Source organism: Photobacterium damselae (assembly GCF_003026815.1).
GTDB classification, from domain to species: domain Bacteria; phylum Pseudomonadota; class Gammaproteobacteria; order Enterobacterales; family Vibrionaceae; genus Photobacterium; species Photobacterium damselae.
The window spans coordinates 1-19,796 of sequence record NZ_PYOG01000009.1 but is presented as its reverse complement, the minus strand read 5'-3'; the positions used below and the strand labels follow the sequence as shown (position 1 = coordinate 19,796).

Annotated in this window: 16 protein-coding genes; 2 read left to right on the top strand and 14 right to left on the bottom strand. The window is 42.7% G+C overall.

All coding sequences use genetic code 11. The annotated features are described in order from the left end of the window. Nucleotides 1-240: 240 nt before the first annotated feature. From carB to murJ, 9 genes are all read right to left on the bottom strand, one after another. Nucleotides 241-3,465, bottom strand: a complete 3,225-nt coding sequence (gene carB / locus CTN07_RS10295; protein WP_005301178.1) for a carbamoyl-phosphate synthase large subunit — start codon at nucleotides 3,463-3,465, stop codon at nucleotides 241-243. A 16-nt stretch (nucleotides 3,466-3,481) separates the two neighbouring features. Next, nucleotides 3,482-4,621: a glutamine-hydrolyzing carbamoyl-phosphate synthase small subunit gene (gene carA, locus CTN07_RS10290; RefSeq protein WP_005301180.1), complete on the bottom strand. Its 1,140-nt coding sequence runs from the start codon at nucleotides 4,619-4,621 to the stop codon at nucleotides 3,482-3,484. Nucleotides 4,622-5,165: 544 nt separating this feature from the next. Further along, the gene (dapB, locus tag CTN07_RS10285; protein ID WP_005301183.1) at nucleotides 5,166-5,972 is read right to left on the bottom strand and encodes a 4-hydroxy-tetrahydrodipicolinate reductase; all 807 of its coding nucleotides are present in this window, start codon (nucleotides 5,970-5,972) and stop codon (nucleotides 5,166-5,168) included. 75 nt (nucleotides 5,973-6,047) lie between these two features. Next, nucleotides 6,048-6,995 (bottom strand): 4-hydroxy-3-methylbut-2-enyl diphosphate reductase, encoded by a 948-nt coding sequence (gene ispH, locus CTN07_RS10280; protein WP_005301187.1) that lies wholly within the window; start codon nucleotides 6,993-6,995, stop codon nucleotides 6,048-6,050. A 13-nt stretch (nucleotides 6,996-7,008) separates the two neighbouring features. Next, nucleotides 7,009-7,443, bottom strand: coding sequence for an FKBP-type peptidyl-prolyl cis-trans isomerase (gene fkpB, locus CTN07_RS10275; protein ID WP_036764400.1), 435 nt, complete (start codon nucleotides 7,441-7,443; stop codon nucleotides 7,009-7,011). 108 nt (nucleotides 7,444-7,551) lie between these two features. Beyond that, nucleotides 7,552-8,046 (bottom strand): signal peptidase II, encoded by a 495-nt coding sequence (gene lspA, locus CTN07_RS10270; RefSeq protein ID WP_370466073.1) that lies wholly within the window; start codon nucleotides 8,044-8,046, stop codon nucleotides 7,552-7,554. A gap of 5 nt (nucleotides 8,047-8,051) precedes the next feature. Then, complete coding sequence (ileS, locus tag CTN07_RS10265) at nucleotides 8,052-10,892, bottom strand: isoleucine--tRNA ligase (RefSeq protein ID WP_036764404.1); 2,841 nt, start codon at nucleotides 10,890-10,892, stop codon at nucleotides 8,052-8,054. Nucleotides 10,893-10,897: 5 nt separating this feature from the next. Continuing rightward, the gene (ribF, locus tag CTN07_RS10260) at nucleotides 10,898-11,860 is read right to left on the bottom strand and encodes a bifunctional riboflavin kinase/FAD synthetase (protein WP_005301192.1); all 963 of its coding nucleotides are present in this window, start codon (nucleotides 11,858-11,860) and stop codon (nucleotides 10,898-10,900) included. 81 nt (nucleotides 11,861-11,941) lie between these two features. Beyond that, nucleotides 11,942-13,501, bottom strand: coding sequence for a murein biosynthesis integral membrane protein MurJ (murJ, locus tag CTN07_RS10255; RefSeq protein WP_005301195.1), 1,560 nt, complete (start codon nucleotides 13,499-13,501; stop codon nucleotides 11,942-11,944). Nucleotides 13,502-13,711: 210 nt separating this feature from the next. Between murJ and rpsT the strand changes: the two genes are divergently transcribed. Beyond that, nucleotides 13,712-13,972, top strand: coding sequence for a 30S ribosomal protein S20 (rpsT, locus tag CTN07_RS10250; protein WP_005301197.1), 261 nt, complete (start codon nucleotides 13,712-13,714; stop codon nucleotides 13,970-13,972). Between the two features lie 90 nt (nucleotides 13,973-14,062). On the opposite strand, the gene CTN07_RS10245 is transcribed toward rpsT, so the two are convergent. The 4 genes from CTN07_RS10245 to nhaA all read right to left on the bottom strand — a co-directional run bounded on the left by CTN07_RS10245 (nucleotide 14,063) and on the right by nhaA (nucleotide 16,873). Continuing rightward, the gene (locus CTN07_RS10245) at nucleotides 14,063-14,365 is read right to left on the bottom strand and encodes an ArsR/SmtB family transcription factor (protein ID WP_036764406.1); all 303 of its coding nucleotides are present in this window, start codon (nucleotides 14,363-14,365) and stop codon (nucleotides 14,063-14,065) included. A 97-nt stretch (nucleotides 14,366-14,462) separates the two neighbouring features. Continuing rightward, complete coding sequence (nhaR, locus tag CTN07_RS10240) at nucleotides 14,463-15,350, bottom strand: transcriptional activator NhaR (protein WP_005301200.1); 888 nt, start codon at nucleotides 15,348-15,350, stop codon at nucleotides 14,463-14,465. A 100-nt stretch (nucleotides 15,351-15,450) separates the two neighbouring features. Beyond that, nucleotides 15,451-15,696, bottom strand: a complete 246-nt coding sequence (locus CTN07_RS10235; RefSeq protein WP_036764408.1) for a hypothetical protein — start codon at nucleotides 15,694-15,696, stop codon at nucleotides 15,451-15,453. 4 nt (nucleotides 15,697-15,700) lie between these two features. Next, nucleotides 15,701-16,873 carry a Na+/H+ antiporter NhaA gene (gene nhaA / locus CTN07_RS10230; RefSeq protein ID WP_005301203.1) on the bottom strand — a complete coding sequence of 391 codons (1,173 nt, stop codon included), beginning with the start codon at nucleotides 16,871-16,873 and terminating at the stop codon, nucleotides 15,701-15,703. Between the two features lie 487 nt (nucleotides 16,874-17,360). Here nhaA and CTN07_RS10225 point away from each other — a divergent pair, with 487 nt between their 5' ends. Continuing rightward, a complete protein-coding gene (locus CTN07_RS10225; protein WP_005301205.1) occupies nucleotides 17,361-18,506 on the top strand; it encodes a Na/Pi symporter in 1,146 nt (381 codons plus the stop codon). Nucleotides 18,507-18,671: 165 nt separating this feature from the next. On the opposite strand, the gene CTN07_RS10220 is transcribed toward CTN07_RS10225, so the two are convergent. Next, on the bottom strand, nucleotides 18,672-19,523 hold the full coding sequence (locus CTN07_RS10220; RefSeq protein WP_005301209.1) for a thymidylate synthase: 852 nt from the start codon (nucleotides 19,521-19,523) through the stop codon (nucleotides 18,672-18,674). Between the last annotated feature and the right edge of the window lie 273 nt (nucleotides 19,524-19,796).

Here is a 19,796-nt window from a genome sequence, read left to right as displayed (position 1 = left end):
GGATGGTCGGTATCGTTCATTTAACTCTCCAAAGAATATATCGCTTACTGCGACGTGCGCCATTGTACGCAATCTAAACAAAGGTGCAAGACCTTCGATCGATCAATATTAGATCTTTTGTAACCAAATTACGTCAGTCGATCACTTTATAATAACCATTAAGCCTAACTATTTGTATTAAAACAAAAAAGCCCATCTCGGTATTAATAATCAAGATGGGCTCTAGATAATTAGCGACGATTAAGCGTTATTAATACGCGCGTGCAACTCTTGTACAGAAGTCACAGTATTACGGTCATCTGCGGTGTGGGCCATACATGCTGCAAAAGCCGCATTCAATGTTGTGGTGTAGTTCACTTTCTCAGCGAGCGCTCCACGACGAAGAACTTTAGAGTCTTCAATCGCTTGGCGACCTTCTGCCGTATTAATAATGTAGGTGTACTCATTGTTCTTAATACGGTCAAGAATATGAGGACGGCCTTCATGTACCTTATTAACCAAACGAGGATTAATACCAGCTTCACCTAAGATAACTGCGGTGCCATGAGTTGCATCCAACTGATAACCTAACTTAATCAGTTTTGATGCCAAATCAACCACACGCTGCTTATCACCTTCACGAACCGATAGTAAGGCACGTCCACCTTCTGGATACTCTTTACCACAACCAAGTTCTGCTTTTGCAAATGCCTCAGCAAACGTATTACCAATACCCATTACCTCACCAGTAGAGCGCATTTCAGGGCCAAGTAGTGGATCCACGCCTGGGAACTTATTAAATGGCAATACCACTTCTTTCACCGAGTAATAAGGAGGAATAATCTCTTTAGTAAAGCCTTGGCTCTCTAGAGATTGACCTGCCATCACTCGTGCAGCAATTTTGGCTAAAGGTGCACCCGTTGCCTTTGATACAAATGGAACTGTACGAGCTGCTCGTGGGTTTACTTCAATTAAGTATACTTGGTTGTTCTTAACGGCAAACTGCGTATTCATCAAACCACGCACACCTAATTCAAAAGCCAGCTTCTCAACCTGATCTCGCATTACGTCTTGAATTTCTTGGCTTAGCGTATAAGCAGGCAGAGAACATGCAGAGTCACCAGAGTGAACGCCAGCTTGTTCGATATGCTCCATAATGCCGCCAATCACCACACGTTCGCCGTCACAAATCGCATCTACATCCACTTCTGTTGCATCATCTAAGAAGCGATCCAGTAGTACTGGTGATTCATTAGAAACACTCACAGCCTCATTAAAGTAACGACGCAGATCCGTTTCATCGTAAACAATTTCCATCGCACGACCACCAAGAACATAAGATGGACGAACCACAAGTGGGTAGCCAATTTCACGAGATTTTTCAATCGCTTGCTCAATGGTTGTTACGGTTGCATTTTCTGGCTGCAATAAACCTAAACGTTCAACAGCTTGCTGGAAACGCTCACGGTCTTCAGCGCGGTCAATCGCATCTGGGCTAGTACCAATAATTGGCACACCTGCGGCTTCTAGAGCACGAGCCAATTTCAGCGGAGTTTGTCCACCATATTGAACAATCACGCCTTTTGGTTTTTCAACACGAGCAATCGCTAGTACATCTTCAAGTGTTACCGGTTCGAAGTATAGGCGATCTGAGGTGTCATAGTCGGTAGAAACTGTCTCTGGGTTACAGTTCACCATAATGGTTTCATAACCGTCTTCACGTAGCGCAAGAGATGCATGAACACAGCAGTAGTCAAATTCGATACCTTGACCGATACGGTTTGGACCACCGCCAAGAACCATAATCTTTTCACGATCAGTTGGGTTAGCTTCACACTCTTCATCATAAGATGAGTACATATAAGCCGTATCTGATGAAAACTCGGCAGCGCAGGTATCTACACGCTTATAAACCGGATGGATATTATATTGGTCACGTAGTTTGCGAATTTCGCTTTCTGCCACACCCAGTAGTTTCGCCAAGCGAGCATCCGCAAAACCTTTACGCTTTAGTTTACGCAACGCATCGGCATTAAGACCGGCAAAACCAGCTGCTTTTACTTGTTCTTCAAGACGGACAATTTCTTCAATTTGAACAAGGAACCAACGGTCAATATTGGTTAGGTTAAAGACACCGTCAACCGACATACCAGCACGGAACGCATCAGCGATATACCAAATACGCTCTGCACCCGCATCTTTTAACTCATGGCGAATCTTAGTGAGTGCATCAGGCGCATCAAGGTCAACCATTTCATCAAAACCAGCGGCACCAACTTCCAAACCACGCAGAGCTTTTTGCAGAGATTCTTGTTGGTTGCGACCGATAGCCATTACTTCACCAACCGACTTCATTTGCGTGGTTAAACGGTCATTCGCACCCGCAAATTTTTCAAAGTTAAAGCGAGGGATCTTCGTTACAACATAGTCGATGGTTGGTTCAAATGATGCTGGTGTTGCCCCACCTGTAATATCATTCATTAACTCATCTAGGGTGTAACCAATAGCCAGCTTTGCCGCCACTTTAGCAATAGGGAAACCCGTTGCTTTAGAAGCTAGAGCCGATGAACGAGATACACGCGGGTTCATTTCGATGATGACCATACGACCATCTTTTGGATTAATACCAAACTGAACGTTAGAACCACCAGTCTCAACACCAATTTCACGCAGAACAGCTAAAGAAGCGTTACGCATTAACTGGTATTCTTTATCCGTTAGAGTTTGTGCAGGCGCAACAGTAATTGAGTCACCGGTGTGGATACCCATTGGGTCAAAGTTTTCGATGGCACAAACAATGATACAGTTGTCGTTCTTATCACGAACCACTTCCATCTCATATTCTTTCCAACCGATCAGAGATTCATCAATCAATAACTCATTAGTTGGCGACAGATCTAAACCACGGCGACAAATCTCTTCAAATTCTTCTTTGTTATAAGCAATACCGCCACCCGTACCACCCATAGTAAAAGATGGACGGATAATACAAGGGAAGCCAACCATATCTAGAACACGGTAAGCTTCTTCCATCGTTTTTGCTGTATCTGCGCGAGGACACTCAAGTCCAATCGATTTCATTGCCGCATCGAAACGTGAACGATCTTCTGCTTTATCAATCGCATCTGCCGTTGCGCCAATCATTTCGACGCCAAACTCAGCCAAGACACCGTGGCGCTCCAAATCAAGGGCACAGTTTAGTGCGGTCTGCCCCCCCATGGTTGGTAGTACTGCATCTGGGCGTTCTTTTTCAATGATCTTACGTACCACTTCCCAATGAATTGGCTCGATATATGTTGCATCGGCCATATTAGGATCGGTCATAATGGTCGCAGGATTCGAGTTAACAAGAATAACGCGATATCCCTCTTCACGTAGTGCTTTACATGCTTGAGCACCAGAATAGTCAAACTCACACGCCTGGCCGATAACAATTGGGCCCGCGCCTAAAATTAGAACACTTTTAATGTCAGTACGTTTTGGCATTTTTATAACTCCCGGCTTAGGCTGTGTGCTTCTTAATTAATTCGATAAAATGATCAAATAGAGGTGCTGCATCATGAGGACCTGGGCTTGCTTCTGGGTGCCCTTGGAAACTAAATGCAGGCTTATCGGTACGATGGATACCTTGTAGAGAGCCATCAAACAGGGATTTATGGGTTGCTCGAAGAGTTTCAGGTAATGTTGCTTCATCAACTGCAAAACCGTGGTTCTGGCTAGTAATCATTACAACATCTCGGTCCAGATCTTTTACTGGATGGTTTGCACCATGGTGGCCAAACTTCATTTTTACTGTTTTAGCACCGCTGGCTAATGCAAGGATCTGGTGACCCAGACAGATACCAAATACAGGCAGATTTTTATCTAAAAAGACTTTTGTTGCCGCAATGGCGTAATCACAAGGAGCTGGGTCACCCGGACCATTGGATAAGAAAACACCATCAGGATTTAGAGCTAAAACCTCTTCTGCTGAAGTTTGAGCAGGAACCACAGTTAAGCGACAACCTCGGTCAACCAGCATACGTAAGATATTACGCTTAGCACCAAAGTCATAAGCAACCACATGATATGGTAATTCACAGTCATCAAGATCTTGTGGCAGACCATTTTCTAGCGTCCAAGAACCTTGCTTCCAGCTATAGGTTTCTGGCGTTGTCACTTCTTTTGCTAAGTCCATACCACTTAAGCCTGGGAATCCTTGAGCTTGAGCCTGTGCGAACGCCTCATCTAAGCTATTGCCTGCAACGATACAACCATTCTGTGCCCCTTTTTCTCGCAAAATACGAGTAAGCTTTCGCGTATCGATTTCAGCGATGCCGACAATATTTTGGGATTTAAGGTAATCAGAAAGGGAAAGTTGATTTCGGAAATTAGAAGCAATGAGGGGAAGGTCGCGAATTACCAAGCCTTGCGCATGGATTGATGTGGATTCTTCGTCTTCGGAATTAGTTCCGGTATTGCCAATATGAGGATAAGTAAGGGTAACGATCTGTTGAGAATAAGAAGGGTCAGTGAGAATTTCCTGATACCCCGTCATCGAGGTATTAAAAACAACTTCTCCAACAGCCGAACCATCTGCCCCAATGGACATGCCGTGGAACACTGTTCCATCTTCCAGGACTAACAGCGCTGATTTGCTCAAGACAACCTCCAAGTAAATAAAAATGCACTAAAAACAGATAAACTTGCAATTACCCATTCCATACAAAGTCAAAAGCCAAGTCAAGCTGATTTTTGACAAATTGCGCGCATTCTAGAGATCGATTATCAATCTGTCAACAAACCCCAATAAATAAATTTTAGAAACACCGCAAACACACAACAAACATAGTCAAAGCATGAAAAACATAACTTAAGTTGGCAATAAATAGAATTCACTGTCAATTTATCAAAATTTAATCGTTTGCCTTATTTACAAAAATACAACATTAAACAAAACCAAGACGCAAACGATAAAATATATTAAGTTTTGATGACTTTTTAACTATTACAGTGAAGAAACAAAACCAAAGCCAAATTAAAACAACCAAACAAGTTAGAATACCTATCAAGCAATCTAGTTTACTTTATCTGATTTTATTTTGTCTTTTTATGCATGATAGATTCATAAATCATTATGTATGGATATAAAAAAAGAGCGGTCAGCTTATGACTAACCGCTCTTTTTATCACCAATGCGATGCTTATTATTTATTCAGACCTAATACATCTTGCATGGTATAAAAGCCTGTTTTTTGCTCAACCAACCAAATAGCAGCACGTACTGCACCATTAGCAAAGGTCATACGATCGCTTGCTTTGTGCGTAATCTCAATACGTTCACCAATATCAGCAAACAGTGCCGTATGCTCACCAACAATGTCTCCTGCACGAATCGTCGCAAAACCGATTTCTGACTGCTTACGTTCACCTGTAATACCTTCACGGGCATAAACGGCAACATCACTAAGCTTTTTATCCATCGCCCCTGCAATCGCTTCACCCATACCAATTGCAGTACCCGATGGAGCATCGACTTTATGGCGATGGTGAGCTTCAATAATTTCAATATCGCAGTAATCACCCATCACTTTCGCTGCTTGTTCTAACAGCTTAAACATAAGGTTAACCCCAACACTGTAATTAGGAGCCATCACCACCGGAATGCTTTGAGCTGCTTGATCAATGCTTGCACGCTCTTGCTCTGTAAATCCTGTAGTACCAATAACAATCGCTTTTTGATGTGCTTTACAAAGCTCAAGATTTGCCAAAGTTGCACTTGGGGCAGTAAAGTCGATTAAGACATCAAATTGATCCATCTGTGCAGCAAGATCATCAATCACTTGAATATTAAGTAAGCCAACACCCGCTAACTCACCTGCATCGACGCCGACTAAAGTAGAACCAGTACGCTCAACGGCAACACCTAATGTCGCACTGTCTACCAAAGTAGTCGCTTTAATTAGTTGGCGTCCCATTCGGCCACCAGCACCTGCAATCGCAATGCGCACCATAATCGTCTCCTTTATCGTCATATCCATCACATGACAAATGATAAAAAGCCCCAGACAATACTGAGGCTTTTTCGGTTAAATATTTTTAACTTGTAGCTCACGAGGTACTTCAAAGAACATATTTTCTTCGCGCCCAGTCAACTCTTCAACTTCGGCATCACCCAACGCTTTAATACGAGCAATAATTTGATTCACTAACTCTTCAGGAGCCGAAGCGCCCGCAGTCACTCCGACTGTTTGCACATCACTCAACCAATTAGGATCAATATCATCAGCACAATCGGTCAAATACCCAGGAGTCCCCAGTTTCTCGGCCAATTCTCGTAAACGGTTTGAGTTAGATGAGTTTTTTGAGCCAACAACAATCATAACATCGACATTTTTTGCCATTTCACGTACGGCATCTTGACGATTTTGCGTTGCATAGCAAATATCATCTTTACGCGGTCCTTGAATAGCAGGAAAAACCTGCCGTAGGGTATTGATCACATCCGATGTTTCATCTACCGATAACGTTGTTTGGCTAACAAAATGTAAATTGCTTGGATCTTTTACCTTGTCCCGTAAAGCCTGCACATCATCTGGGTTTTCTACCAAGTACATGCCGCCTTCATCACTTGAGTATTGACCCATTGTGCCTTCAACTTCAGGGTGCCCAGCATGACCTATCAATACCACTTCCATATGCTTACGGCTTGCTCGTGCTACTTCCATATGGACTTTGGTAACGAGTGGACATGTAGCATCAAATACGGTCAATTGACGCGCTTTGGCTTCATTGCGAACAGCTTGTGATACACCATGAGCCGAAAAGATCACAATATTGTCATCAGGAACTTCTGATAACTCTTCAACAAAAATAGCCCCACGCTGTTTTAGTCCTTCGACCACAAAACGGTTATGGACCACTTCATGACGAACATAAATAGGTGGTTGATACATTTCTAGTGCGCGTTCAACAATACTGATGGCGCGATCAACGCCAGCACAAAAACCACGAGGATTTGCGAGTAAGATTTTCATTTTGACTTGCTCTTTATCTTTCAATCGCCATAACCTCCACCGCAAAGGTAATGGTTTGGCCCGACAGTGGATGATTAAAATCAATCGTCACCATCTCATCTTCAACTGCGATAACCACACCTGGAATCTCCTGCCCATCAGAGCCAGAGAATGCAATGATAGTACCTACCTCTGCGGGGGCTTCTGCCGAAAACTTATTGATATTAATTTGATGGATATTATTAGGATTTGGCAGCCCAAAAGCATCTTCTGGGGCTAAGATAAATTTCTCTTTATCACCAACGTGTAACCCTAATAAGCACTGTTCAAAGTTTGGCGTTAAGCTGCCATCCCCTAAACGAAACTTCGCCGGTTTGCCCAATGCATAAGTTGATTCAGCTAATGAACCATCTTCTAATTCAATGGTAAAGTGGATCAAGACTTCACTGTTCCCTGTTATTTCCGGCATGATATTCCCTATCTCTGTCTTTTATTATTGCCATTAAACAATAAAGCGCCATCCGTATCAACGGACAGCGCTTAAGGTTTTTATCAGAGTATTTGTTATTGCTTCTGATTACGATGATTTTTTATCGTTAACGAAGCCATCAATAATGATCAGTGCGGCACCTAAACAGATAGCCGAGTCTGCAATATTAAAGGCTGGCCAGTGATAGTTACCCCAATAAAAATCGAGGAAATCAACCACAAAACCATGGTACATACGGTCAAATAGGTTACCGAGTGCCCCACCAATAATTAAGGCATAAGCACTATTGGCTATCTTATTTGAAGCCGGAGTTCGTCTCATCCAAAACAATAATAGACCGCATACTCCTAATGCAATCGCCGTAAACAACCAGCGTTGCCAACCGCCCGCATCACTTAAAAAACTAAATGCCGCACCATAGTTGTGCACATAAAGCAGATTAAAGAAAGGCAGTACTTCAATACGATTTGGCCAACCGTAGTCCATAGCATTCATCACAACCAGCTTACTGCCGATATCAATAATGAACACTAGAATCGCCAGCCATAGCCAGCGAATTCCAGATTGTTTAAGCGAAGGCATCGTCATTAGGCAAACTTACGCTCTTCGCCTTCACCGTCGATGTTGCTCACACAGCGACCACAAACTTCTTCGTGACCCGCGATAGTGCCAACATCAGCAACATGGTGCCAACAACGCTCACACTTCTCAGCTTCTGAAGCTTTAACTGACACATACAGACCGTCGATATCAGTCTCTTGTGCGTCAGCTGGTTTACTATCTGCAACCACAACTTGTGCTTTAGATGTTAGTAATACGAAACGTAGTTCATCTTCTAGCTTGTTTAGCTTAGCGGCTAAATCAGCATTTGCAGCCAGTGTTACTTCTGCTTGTAGAGAACCACCAATAACTTTTTCGTTACGAGCCGCTTCTAGTAGCTTATTCACTGAACCACGAACTTTCTGGATTTCAGCCCAGAACTCGTTATTTAGCTCTTCGCCTTCAGCAAGACCAAATAGACCTTCGAACCACTCACCAGTAAAGACAAACTTGTCGCGTTGACCTGGCATTTCATTCCAAATCTCATCTGCTGTGAATGACATGATAGGAGCCATCCAGCGCACAAGAGCTTCAAGAATGTAGTATAGAGCCGTTTGGCAGCTACGCTGAGCATGGCCACCTTGTTTCGCTGTGTATTGACGGTCTTTGATTACGTCTAGGTAGAATGAGCCCATCTCTACAGAACAGAACTGCATTAAACGCTGAGTTACTGCGTGTAGGTTGTACTCTTCATAAGCTTTAACGATCTCTTCTTGAGCCGCCATTGCACGACCTACCGCCCAGCGATCAAGTGCAACCATATCTTCAGGTGCAACGCAATCAGTCTCTGGGTTAAAGCCATGTAGGTTTGCTAGGAAGAAACGCGCTGTGTTACGGATACGACGGTAAGCATCAGCAGAACGTTTTAGGATTTCATCAGAAACTGCAACTTCACCAGTATAGTCAGTTGATGCAACCCACAAACGTAGGATATCAGCACCCAGCTTATTAGTTACATCTTTTGGCGCAACTACGTTACCGATAGATTTAGACATCTTACGGCCTTGACCATCAACAACGAAGCCGTGAGTTAGCACTTGTTTGTACGGTGCTTTATCTTTCATTGCCACAGAAGAGATCAATGAAGACTGGAACCAACCACGGTGCTGATCCGAACCTTCTAGGTAAAGATCTGGTGAATGACCATTAAATTCAGGGCGGTTATCAACCACAGCAAAGTGAGTCACGCCTGAGTCAAACCATACATCAAGAGTATCAAGTACTTTTTCGTAATTCGCTGCATCTTCTGCGCTCATTACGTCAGTTAACTCAAGATCCCACCAAGCTTGAATACCTTTTTGTTCAACCAGCTGGGCTACTTTTTCAATTAGCTCAGATGTTTGTGGGTGTAGTTCTTGTGTTTCTTTATGGATAAACAGTGCAATTGGCACACCCCAAGTACGCTGACGAGAGATACACCATTCAGGACGGCCTTCCACCATACCTTCAATACGGCTTTGACCCCACTCAGGCATCCACTGAACACCTTTGATCTCTTCCAATGCTTTCGCACGAAGACCAGCTTTGTCCATAGAAATGAACCACTGTGGTGTTGCACGGAAGATAATTGGAGTCTTATGACGCCAGCAATGTGGGTAGCTGTGAGTGATTTTTGAGAAGTTCAATAGTGAACCATGCTCACGTAGCACTTCAACAACAGCTTCGTTTGCTTTTAATACGTGTTGACCGGCAAAGATCTCAGTATCAGGTAGGTAAACACCATTGCTGCCAACTGGGTTTGCAATTTCAAGATTGTACTTTTGACCAACCACGAAGTCTTCTTGACCATGGCCAGGTGCAGTATGTACACAACCTGTACCCGATTCAGTTGTAACGTGCTCACCAAGAATAACTGGCACATCAAAGCTATAGAATGGGTGATTAAAGCGAAGCAGTTCTAACTCTTCACCTTTACAGAAGCCAAGGATTTCAGATTCTTCAAAACCAACGCGAGCCATCACTTCTTTCACAAGCTCTGCAGCCATGATTAGACGTTGTGGCGCTGGGTGTGCTTCAGTTGCAGGAGTCTGTACTAGTGCGTACTCAAGATCTGCACTGATCGCTACTGCGCGGTTAGCTGGCATAGTCCAAGGAGTTGTTGTCCAGATAACGATAGACACATCGCCTTGACCTTTATCTGCATCACAGCCGAACTTTGCAAGCACTGCAGCTTCATCTACCGCTTTAAATTTAACATCGATAGATAGAGATACTTTATCTTGGTATTCCACTTCTGCTTCAGCCAGTGCAGAACCACAGTCGGTACACCAGTGAACAGGTTTGAAACCTTTTAGTAGGTGATCGTTATCTGCAATCTTACCTAGCGCACGAATAATATTGGCTTCTGTATTGAAGTCCATTGTGCGGTATGGTTTGTCCCACTCACCCAATACACCAAGACGGATGAAGCTCTCTTTTTGACCTTCAACCTGACCTGCAGCGTACTCACGACATTTTTCGCGGAATTCGGCTGCAGTCACTTTTTGACCTGGTTTACCAACTTTCTTTTCTACCATTAATTCAATTGGTAGACCGTGGCAGTCCCAACCTGGTACGTATGGCGCATCAAAGCCAGAAAGAGTCTTTGACTTAATAATAATGTCTTTAAGAATCTTGTTTAGGGCGTGACCAATGTGAATATCACCATTGGCATATGGAGGGCCATCGTGCAGTACGAAAGACTTTTTACCTTTCTTAGCTTTACGAATTTCACCGTAAAGATCTTCATCGTACCAACGCTTTAGCATTGCAGGCTCACGCTGAGCTAGGTTGCCTCGCATCGGAAACCCTGTTTCAGGCAGGTTCAGGGTATCTTTATAGTCGCTCATTGATTCTAGATTCCGTTACTTGGGCGAAGTTGGACATTATTAGCCTCAGCCAGCCATAATCGAGCTGACTGAGCATCGTGTTCGATTTGTGCTTTTAACGCATCAAATGATTCGAATTTCTGCTCATCACGTAATTTATGACGAAGCACGACTTCAATCTGACGCCCATATAAGTCAGAGTGAAAATCGAATAAATGTACCTCAAGCTGTTGACGTACACCTTTAACAGTTGGTCGATGACCGATATTAGCCACACCTGGAATTGGCTTTTCACCTACGCCATACACCTCCACGGCGTACACCCCAGAAACAGGAGACACACGTCGCTTTAGTGGCACATTCGCAGTAGGAAAACCAATGGTTCGACCCAGTTTTCGACCATGAGAGACACGCCCATTAATGCTATATGGACGGCCTAACATTGTTTCAGCATCCACCAGATTATCACTGGCTAGAGCTTGACGTATTGCTGTACTGCTAACTCGCTGCTTAGAAACACAGAAACTTTGGGTACTGACTACCTCAAAGCCATACTGCTTACCGGCCGCAACCAGCATATCAAAATTACCAACGCGATCTTTGCCGAAGCGGAAATCATCGCCGACAACCAGAAACTTAACACCCAATTGTTCAACCAACAAGCGGCGAACAAACTCTTCTGCCGTTAAATTAGCAAAATGTGCATTAAAATTGACGCACAGCAAACGCTCGACACCGACATTTTTTAGCTGTAAGTACTTGTCACGAAAACGCGTTAGCCGAGCAGGAGCTCGCGAGGGTGCAAACATTTCTAGCGGCTGCGGTTCAAAGCACATCACCGTTGCAGGCAATGACATTTCATGAGCTTTCACTATCAGCTGTTTAAGTACCGCCTGATGGCCCAAATGGACACCATCAAAGTTACCAATCGTCAGCACACAACCGTGATGCCGCGGGCGGATATTGTAAATACCTCGGATTAATTCCATGCGCAATTTTATTTGTCTTCGGATAAAAACTTAGTCAACAGACTAAAAACCGACGAATTATATACTAATTACTCGTCGCTATCAGCTATCTGTACGTAGATGATGAAATCTTACTCCTAAAATAAGAGCAATGAGAACATAAACTACGCCACCTAAACCAATTAGGCTAGCCAACCAGAGTGCTCGATGTGCAGTTGACCAATCAACCCACTGTGCCATTGGCGGCATGATATACAGCAAAGTACCCACCATAATACCACCTGCAACAACCAAACGAGCTACGAACCAGAGGGTTTTACGTGATACTCGGTAAACATTACCTTTATGCAAGCCTCGGTACAACAAAGAAGCGTTAACCAGTGCAGACAGTGCCGTTGCAATCGCCAAACCAACATAACCAAAAAATGGTGCAAACATGGCGTTAAAGACCATATTACTCACCATGGCGATAATACCAATTTTGACGGGGGTTTTGGTGTCTTGACGGGCGTAATATCCAGGCGCGAGAACCTTAATCAACATAAAGTTTAATAGACCAGCTGACATCGCCCAAAGTGACATTGCGGTTTGGTTCACATCGTACACGTTGAACTCACCACGCATGAACAGCACCATCAACATAGGTTTTGCTAGCACAATCATACCAAGCATGGCTGGAATACCAAGGAGAAGCACCATTCGTACCCCCCAATCCATGGTTTCAGCAAATTGATTACCCGATTGCTCAACATGTTTACGTGATAACGCAGGTAGGATAACGGTGGCAATAGCGATACCGAACATCCCTAAAGGAAACTCAAGCAGACGATCTGAGTAGTAAAGCCAACTAATAGAGCCTGTCATTAAGAAACTGGCAATGAAGGTATCAAGCAGTAGGTTGATTTGACTAACAGAGACGCCAAACAAAGCCGGTAACATCAGTTTACGGATTTTTACCACCCCAGGATCGTTCCATCCCCATTGAGGACGAACTAAAAAACCTTCGCGATAGAGAAATGGCAATTGAAAAGCAAATTGGATCATGCCACCTAAAAAGACACCCACCGCTAAACCAATTTCAGGTTGTGCCAGTTTTGGCGAAAGAAAAGCCGCACAAGAGATAATGGCTACATTAAGAAATACTGGGGTGAATGACGATATCGCAAATTTACCTAAGGTATTTAAAATAGCACCTGATAAAGCAACAAAGGTGATAAACCATAAGTACGGGAAGGTAATTTTAAGCAGTAGACTCGCTAACTCAAACTTTTCTGCTGCTGGGCCGCCATGAAGCCAATCTAAAAACCATCCAAAACCAAACAGAGCGGTGACCACACCAGAGCCCAACACCCCAACAATTGTCACTAACGTTACTATCGCCCCTAAGGTGCCCGATGCTTTTGCAATCAACTGACGCGTTTTATCCATATCGCCGCTTGCATGATATTCCGTTAATACAGGAACAAATGCTTGAGAAAATGCACCTTCAGCAAACAGGCGGCGTAAAAAGTTGGGGATCTTATTGGCAAAGAAAAAAACATCTGCCGCAGCCCCTGCTCCCATAAGGTTAGCAACCACAACATCTCGGACCAAACCAAGGACGCGAGAGACGAGTGTCATGGCGCTAACTATCATGCCAGAGCGTAAAAGACGCTTACTCACAAAAAAACCTCATAAAAAAATGCCAGAGAATGGTGACTTCTCGGTTCAATTACTGGTAAAATCTGCCGCCATATTAACCGTGTTAATCCGCGAGTGCCAACAAGTTTGGTTCGGCGGTTATTTGCACAAATTTTATTGACATTAATAGGTTTTACAGGCATAGTCCTCGGCCTTAAATTGTCACCGTACCAAGATTTGGGAGTTACACCCTTGGCAAATATCAAGTCTGCTAAGAAACGTGCACTAACTTCAGAAAAACGTCGCAAGCACAATGCTAGCCGTCGTTCTATGATGCGCACTTTCTTCAAAAAAGTTGTTGCTGCTATCGAAGCTGGTAACAAAGAAGCTGCTACTCAAGCTTTCGTTGAAATGCAACCTGTTATGGACCGTATGGCTACTAAAGGCCTAATCCATAAGAACAAAGCTGCACGTCACAAAGCTCGTCTAGCTGCTAAGATCAAAGCTCTTTAATTGTTAGATTAAAGAACGAGATCAAAAAAACCGGCTTTTGCCGGTTTTTTTATATCTGAAATTTACCGCTGAATCTGTAATATAGCTCGCCTATTGCTCCTGCCCACAATACATGGAATGAAGCAAAGTGATCATCTGTTTGACTTCAGGGCTACTTAAAAAGTAATAAACTGTTTGAGCTTCTTTACGGGTATCAACTAAACCATCACGTCGTAGCCATGCCAAATGCTGTGATAATGCAGATTGACTTAACCCTAACTTCTCACTCATGATGCCGACAGACATCTCACCATCAAGCAAATAACAGAGAATAAATAAGCGACGTTCATTCGCCATCGCTTTAAGCAAAGTGACCGCTTGTGCTGCATTTTGCTCCATCTGCTGTAGATCCATATTAACTCCGCTCTACATTAGTCATATCTAATATAGTCAAAATTTAAGCTAATTCCTAGCAAAAACTTAATCTCAGCTAACTGTAAAGTGGCCCCAATTAGCGGAATAGATAACCAAAATCGGTTTCACAGATAGTTTTTACTGCTGGGTGCATAATCATACGTTCGGCAAAAATCACGTAGTACTCTTCTTTTATCTCACGCACCCGTTTCAATTCACAAAATTTATTTGACTCTTCAAGTTCTTCTGCATAAATCGAAGGCGCAACAAACATAGAACGATGGTAAGCACCAAAAGCTTTCATTAAGGCAGCATCATCAAACTCACCAAGAATATTTGGCGTTAAGCCTTGCTGCTCAAACCACTGATGTAATTTGCGTCCCATCGCAGTACGAGGGCCTGGAACCAGTAACTTATAGTCTTCAATACAGGCAGGAAAATCAACTGGATGCTCAGGCGTTTGACAAAAAAAGCTCATGCTAGATTCCCCCAGTTTTTTACTGTAAAGGCCAGGGCTTTGCGTCGAATCAACAGGACAATCTGATAAGATCATGTCCAGTTTGTGCTGAGAGAGGCGCTCTAAAAGCATTTCATGAGTGGATTCATAACAGCGTAGATGAATTTTTTCATCTTCTGGCATACCAACCAATAGAATTTTACTCACCAACCGCTTAGATAATGCATCGGCGACCCCAACTTCTAATAACTGATTTTCTCGTTGGGTGTAATTGACGATATCAAGCATTTCATAGCTTAAATCAAACATACGATCTGCGTATTTAAAAACCAATTGTCCAAGCTCCGTTGGCTCAATGTTACGTCCAACACGTTTGGTTAGTTTGCCTTTTAAACGCTCTTCTAATGCGCGGATTTGGCCTGTTACAGTCTGAGGGGCAAGGAATAGTGCATCTGCAGCTTTGGTCACTGATCCTTGTTTGCATACCATCCAGAAGTAATAAAGATGATTGTAGTTGAGATGCGACATGATTTTTGCCTGATAAAAGAAAACCCTAGGCACATTAGCTTACGCATAGCGCCTAGGGTATTCAATCAAATATCGAGCAAAGATAGAATTTAGTAACGTATTATTTTTTATTACTTTCTATTGTTTTGCGGTATCGCTCGCCAACACGCTGTTCAAGCGCACGAGTACGAAAGGTTCTTTCTGACTCAGTCATCGCTACTGAATTAACCGTTTCCTTCCCTTGGTTGAGCCCAGCAAGATAAGCTTGGCATACTTCCGTTTGGCTATTGTTAGCACAGTTAGTGTAATCACCCACAGCAAATGCCGCTGGGGATATCATGACAAGAGCAAAAAGAATCCCTTTCATATTATTATGCCTCCGCTTTTGACAGTGTTTTTGGCAAAGCTCGATTTAATAAACCATAACCTATTAGAGCTGCAAATGTTGAGCCAAGTAGGATACCTAGGCGAGAGTAAGTAGAGAAATCACCAGATTCACCAACAAACGCCAATGATGAAATAAAGATGGACATTGTGAAGCCGATACCACATAGCACCGATACTGCAAAAATCTCTTTCATACCAATATCATCAGGTAGTTTTGCTAAACCCGTCTTAACGGCAATATAACTTGCGGTAAAGATACCCAGAGGTTTACCAATAAATAGACCAGCGGCAATACCTAGTGGCAACATAGACGTTAGGCTAGCAAATGAAACGCCTTCTAATGAAATACCAGCATTTGCAAAAGCAAACAGCGGTAGAATTAGGAATGCAACGTATGGATGCAATGCATGTTCTAGATGCTTAAGCGGCGAATAGTTATCAGAATGGTCACCATCTTTACCACTTAATGGAATCGCAAAACCAAGTACTACACCCGCTAAGGTTGCATGAACGCCCGATTGCAACACGCTGAACCACAAAATGGCACCAACAACTAAATATGGCGTTAACTTGGTAACATTCTTCGCATTCATGATAAACAGCGCAGCCGTAGATGCAAAAGCAACGGCAAGAGCTAAGGTTGATAAATCAGAGCTATAGAATAGAGCGATAATAACAATAACGCCCAGGTCGTCGATAATTGCCAGTGCAAGTAAAAATACTTTCAGGCTAACTGGAACACGATTCCCCAATAGCGCCATCACACCTAATGCAAATGCAATATCTGTTGCCGCAGGAATAGCCCAACCTTTAAGCGCCACAGGATCAGAAAAATTAAAGGCAACATATACTAATGCCGGAGCAATCATGCCACCTACCGCTGCAATCGCCGGGAAAATGGCTTTTTCTTTTGTATTTAGCGCACCTTCAATCAACTCACGTTTCACTTCCAAACCGATAAGCAAGAAGAAGATGGCCATTAAACCGTCATTAATCCAATGCTCAACAGATAAACCAGCGACGTAAGAGTGTAGAACACCACTGTATACAGAGCCCAGAGGTGAGTTAGCAATAAACATCGCGACAGCTGCTGCGATAATCAGCACAATACCACCAGCGGATTCTAACTTAAGAAACTTACGAATAGCGTCGGTCATCGACCGTTACTCCTTAACAACAAGCAAAAAAGACTAACAATTTGTAAATTCAGTTTACTCATCACAGTAAAGAACTGAAAAATCGTTTGTTTAGAAGCTAAACATCGGTAAAACCGAATAATTAGAGCTATAAACAAGTTTTATTCGTTCTTTTCTGTGATCTCAACCAAGACAAAATTGTCATATATTCCCTATCAAATAAGCTTAGCAAACGAAAAATGAGCAAATAAATAAATTTTTTTTGCCCTTGGTTGCTTTTTATTACAAACCTTAAAATTTCAAAAATACATATTTATTTACAGTTAGTTATGAAAAATAAGAACGCGAAATCTATCGACATATTTTAGCGGTTGCGTTCACAAAATAAGCAGTAATTTACTTTATGACAGTCACTGTAATATTTCTGAAATATAACCACTCTACTATCGCCCTCAGATTTCAACATACTGAAACCAAAACGACATATTCCTGTCATGGAGAAATGATTATGACTACCCAAGCCACTACTGCTGCGAAATCAAACAGCTCTATGCGTTGGGTCCGCTGGGCAAATCTAGCGTTCATGCTTTATGTTTTACTTGTTGCTGTATCTATGGTCAGCAGCGGCTTTAAATGGTCTGTTGGCGAACAAGCTAAAACACTATTTGAATTTGCATCCCATCCAGTTGCGGGTCTGATGATCGGCCTGGTTGCTACAGCTCTTATTCAGTCTTCAAGTACTGTTACTTCAATTATTGTTGGTTTAGTGGCGGGTGGTTTACCTGTTGAAACTGCTATTCCAATGGTAATGGGCGCAAACATCGGTACAACCGTCACCAATACGCTAGTTAGCCTTGGTCACATGCGTTGTAAAGAAGAGTTCCGTCGTGCGTTTGCAAGTGCAACGGTTCATGACTTCTTCAATCTACTTGCTGTAGCGATTTTCCTACCGCTTGAGATGATGTTTGGTCTGCTTGATAAGATTTCATCTTGGTTAGTTTCACCGTTCCTAGGTACGGGTAACATGAGCATGAAGGGCTTTGACTTCATGAAACCGCTAACTCAACCAGCGATTGATCTTGTTAAAACACCACTAGAAACCTTTGGTAATAACATCGGTGGTGCGCTACTTATCGTTATCGGTATTAGCCTAATTTTCTTATCTATCACTGCGATGGGTAAACTAATGCGCAGCCTAATGGTTGGTCGTGCAAAAGAAATGCTACAACATGCAATCGGTCGTGGTCCTCTTCACGGTATTGCATCAGGTACTGTTGTGACTATTCTTGTTCAGTCTTCATCGACTACAACAAGCTTAATGGTTCCACTTGTAGGTACTGGTGTGCTGAAAGTTCGCGATGTATACCCATTTACTCTAGGCGCTAACATCGGCACATGTATTACAGCTTTACTAGCAGCAACAGCAGTATCTGGTCCAAATGCAGTATTTGCTCTTCAGATTGCTCTAGTACACCTAGCATTCAACGTAATGGCGACAGTGGTTATCTTTGGTATCCCATTCTTACGTGAGATTCCATTAAAATGTGCTGAGTTCCTAAGCGAACTAGCAACAAAAAATAAAGCAGCAGTTGCCGGTTACCTAGGCCTAGTATTTATCGCTATCCCAGGTTCAATCCTAGCCTTCACGGCATAAGGCAACACTATACCTCTTAACAAAAAGCGCCTCACAGAATCTCTGTGAGGCGCTTTTTTTATCTCAACCCATTCAATCCAATCATCATTTAGACATAAAAAAGAGAGTGCCGAAACACTCCCTTTATTGTCTTAACGTTCGCTTAAGTAACGTGATTAAACTGAATTAAACCGAGAATGGATACTTAATTGGCTCATGATGCTCATAGCCAATCACTTCAAAATCATCCATTGTTACCCAAGTTTCCAAATCTTCTAACGATTTGATATTTGGGTTAATCTTAAGTTGTGGTGACGGAAACGGCTCACGCTTAAGTTGTACATCTCGCATTAGCTCAAGCTGATCTTCATAAATATGAGCATTAATGATCTTATGATAAGCCTGCCCCGGTTTCTTACCTGTAATTTGAGCCATCAAAGCAAGCAAAGTAAACACTTGAATTTGATTGAAATTTAATCCTAATGGCACATCACAAGACCGCTGATAACTGGTTAAATACAGGGTATCACCAAGTAATGAGAACGTATGAGTGTGCATACATGGACGCAAACATCCCATGTCAAACTCACCTGGGTTATAAAAAGTGAGAATTTCACCTCGGTCATCAATACCACGAGATAAATCATCAACAATTTTGCGTAGTTGATCTAACGTCGAACCATCTGGTTTGCGCCAACTACGCCCCTGAACGCCATAAACGCGCCCCATGTCATCATCACCTTTTCGATGAGGATTGTTGAGCCATGCTTGGTTATCATTGGCATTCATATCCCAGGTTTTTGTACCCAAAGCACGAAAATCTGCGGCATTATCATAACCACGAATATAGCCTAATAGCTCGGCAATAGCGGCTTTCCAAAAACTCTTACGAGTAGTGATCAAAGGAAACTGGTTGTTTGCCACATCATAAGTTAAATCAGCACTGATTACGGTTAGGCAACGCTTACCCGTACGCTCATTTTCAACCCATACACCGTCATCAACAATGCGCTGGCATAAATTTAAATACTGCTTCATCGTACTACTCGTCTGTCTCAATATATCTCAAGGGAGATCCATCCCCCTCTACCTAGCCGCAAATTCTACCAGATTTAACTCTAATTTTTCGTGATAGGCCAAAATAAAAAGACCCCCAATAATTGGTAATGCCGATCAGTTAAGCTCAAAATGATCGGTTGAATGATCCTATAGATGTGTAAAAATCCAAGTGTATTTAATGCACTTGGATTTTTTTATGGACGTTTCTCAAGCTCTAAACGTAATTAATAATTGGAAGTCAGACAACATTGA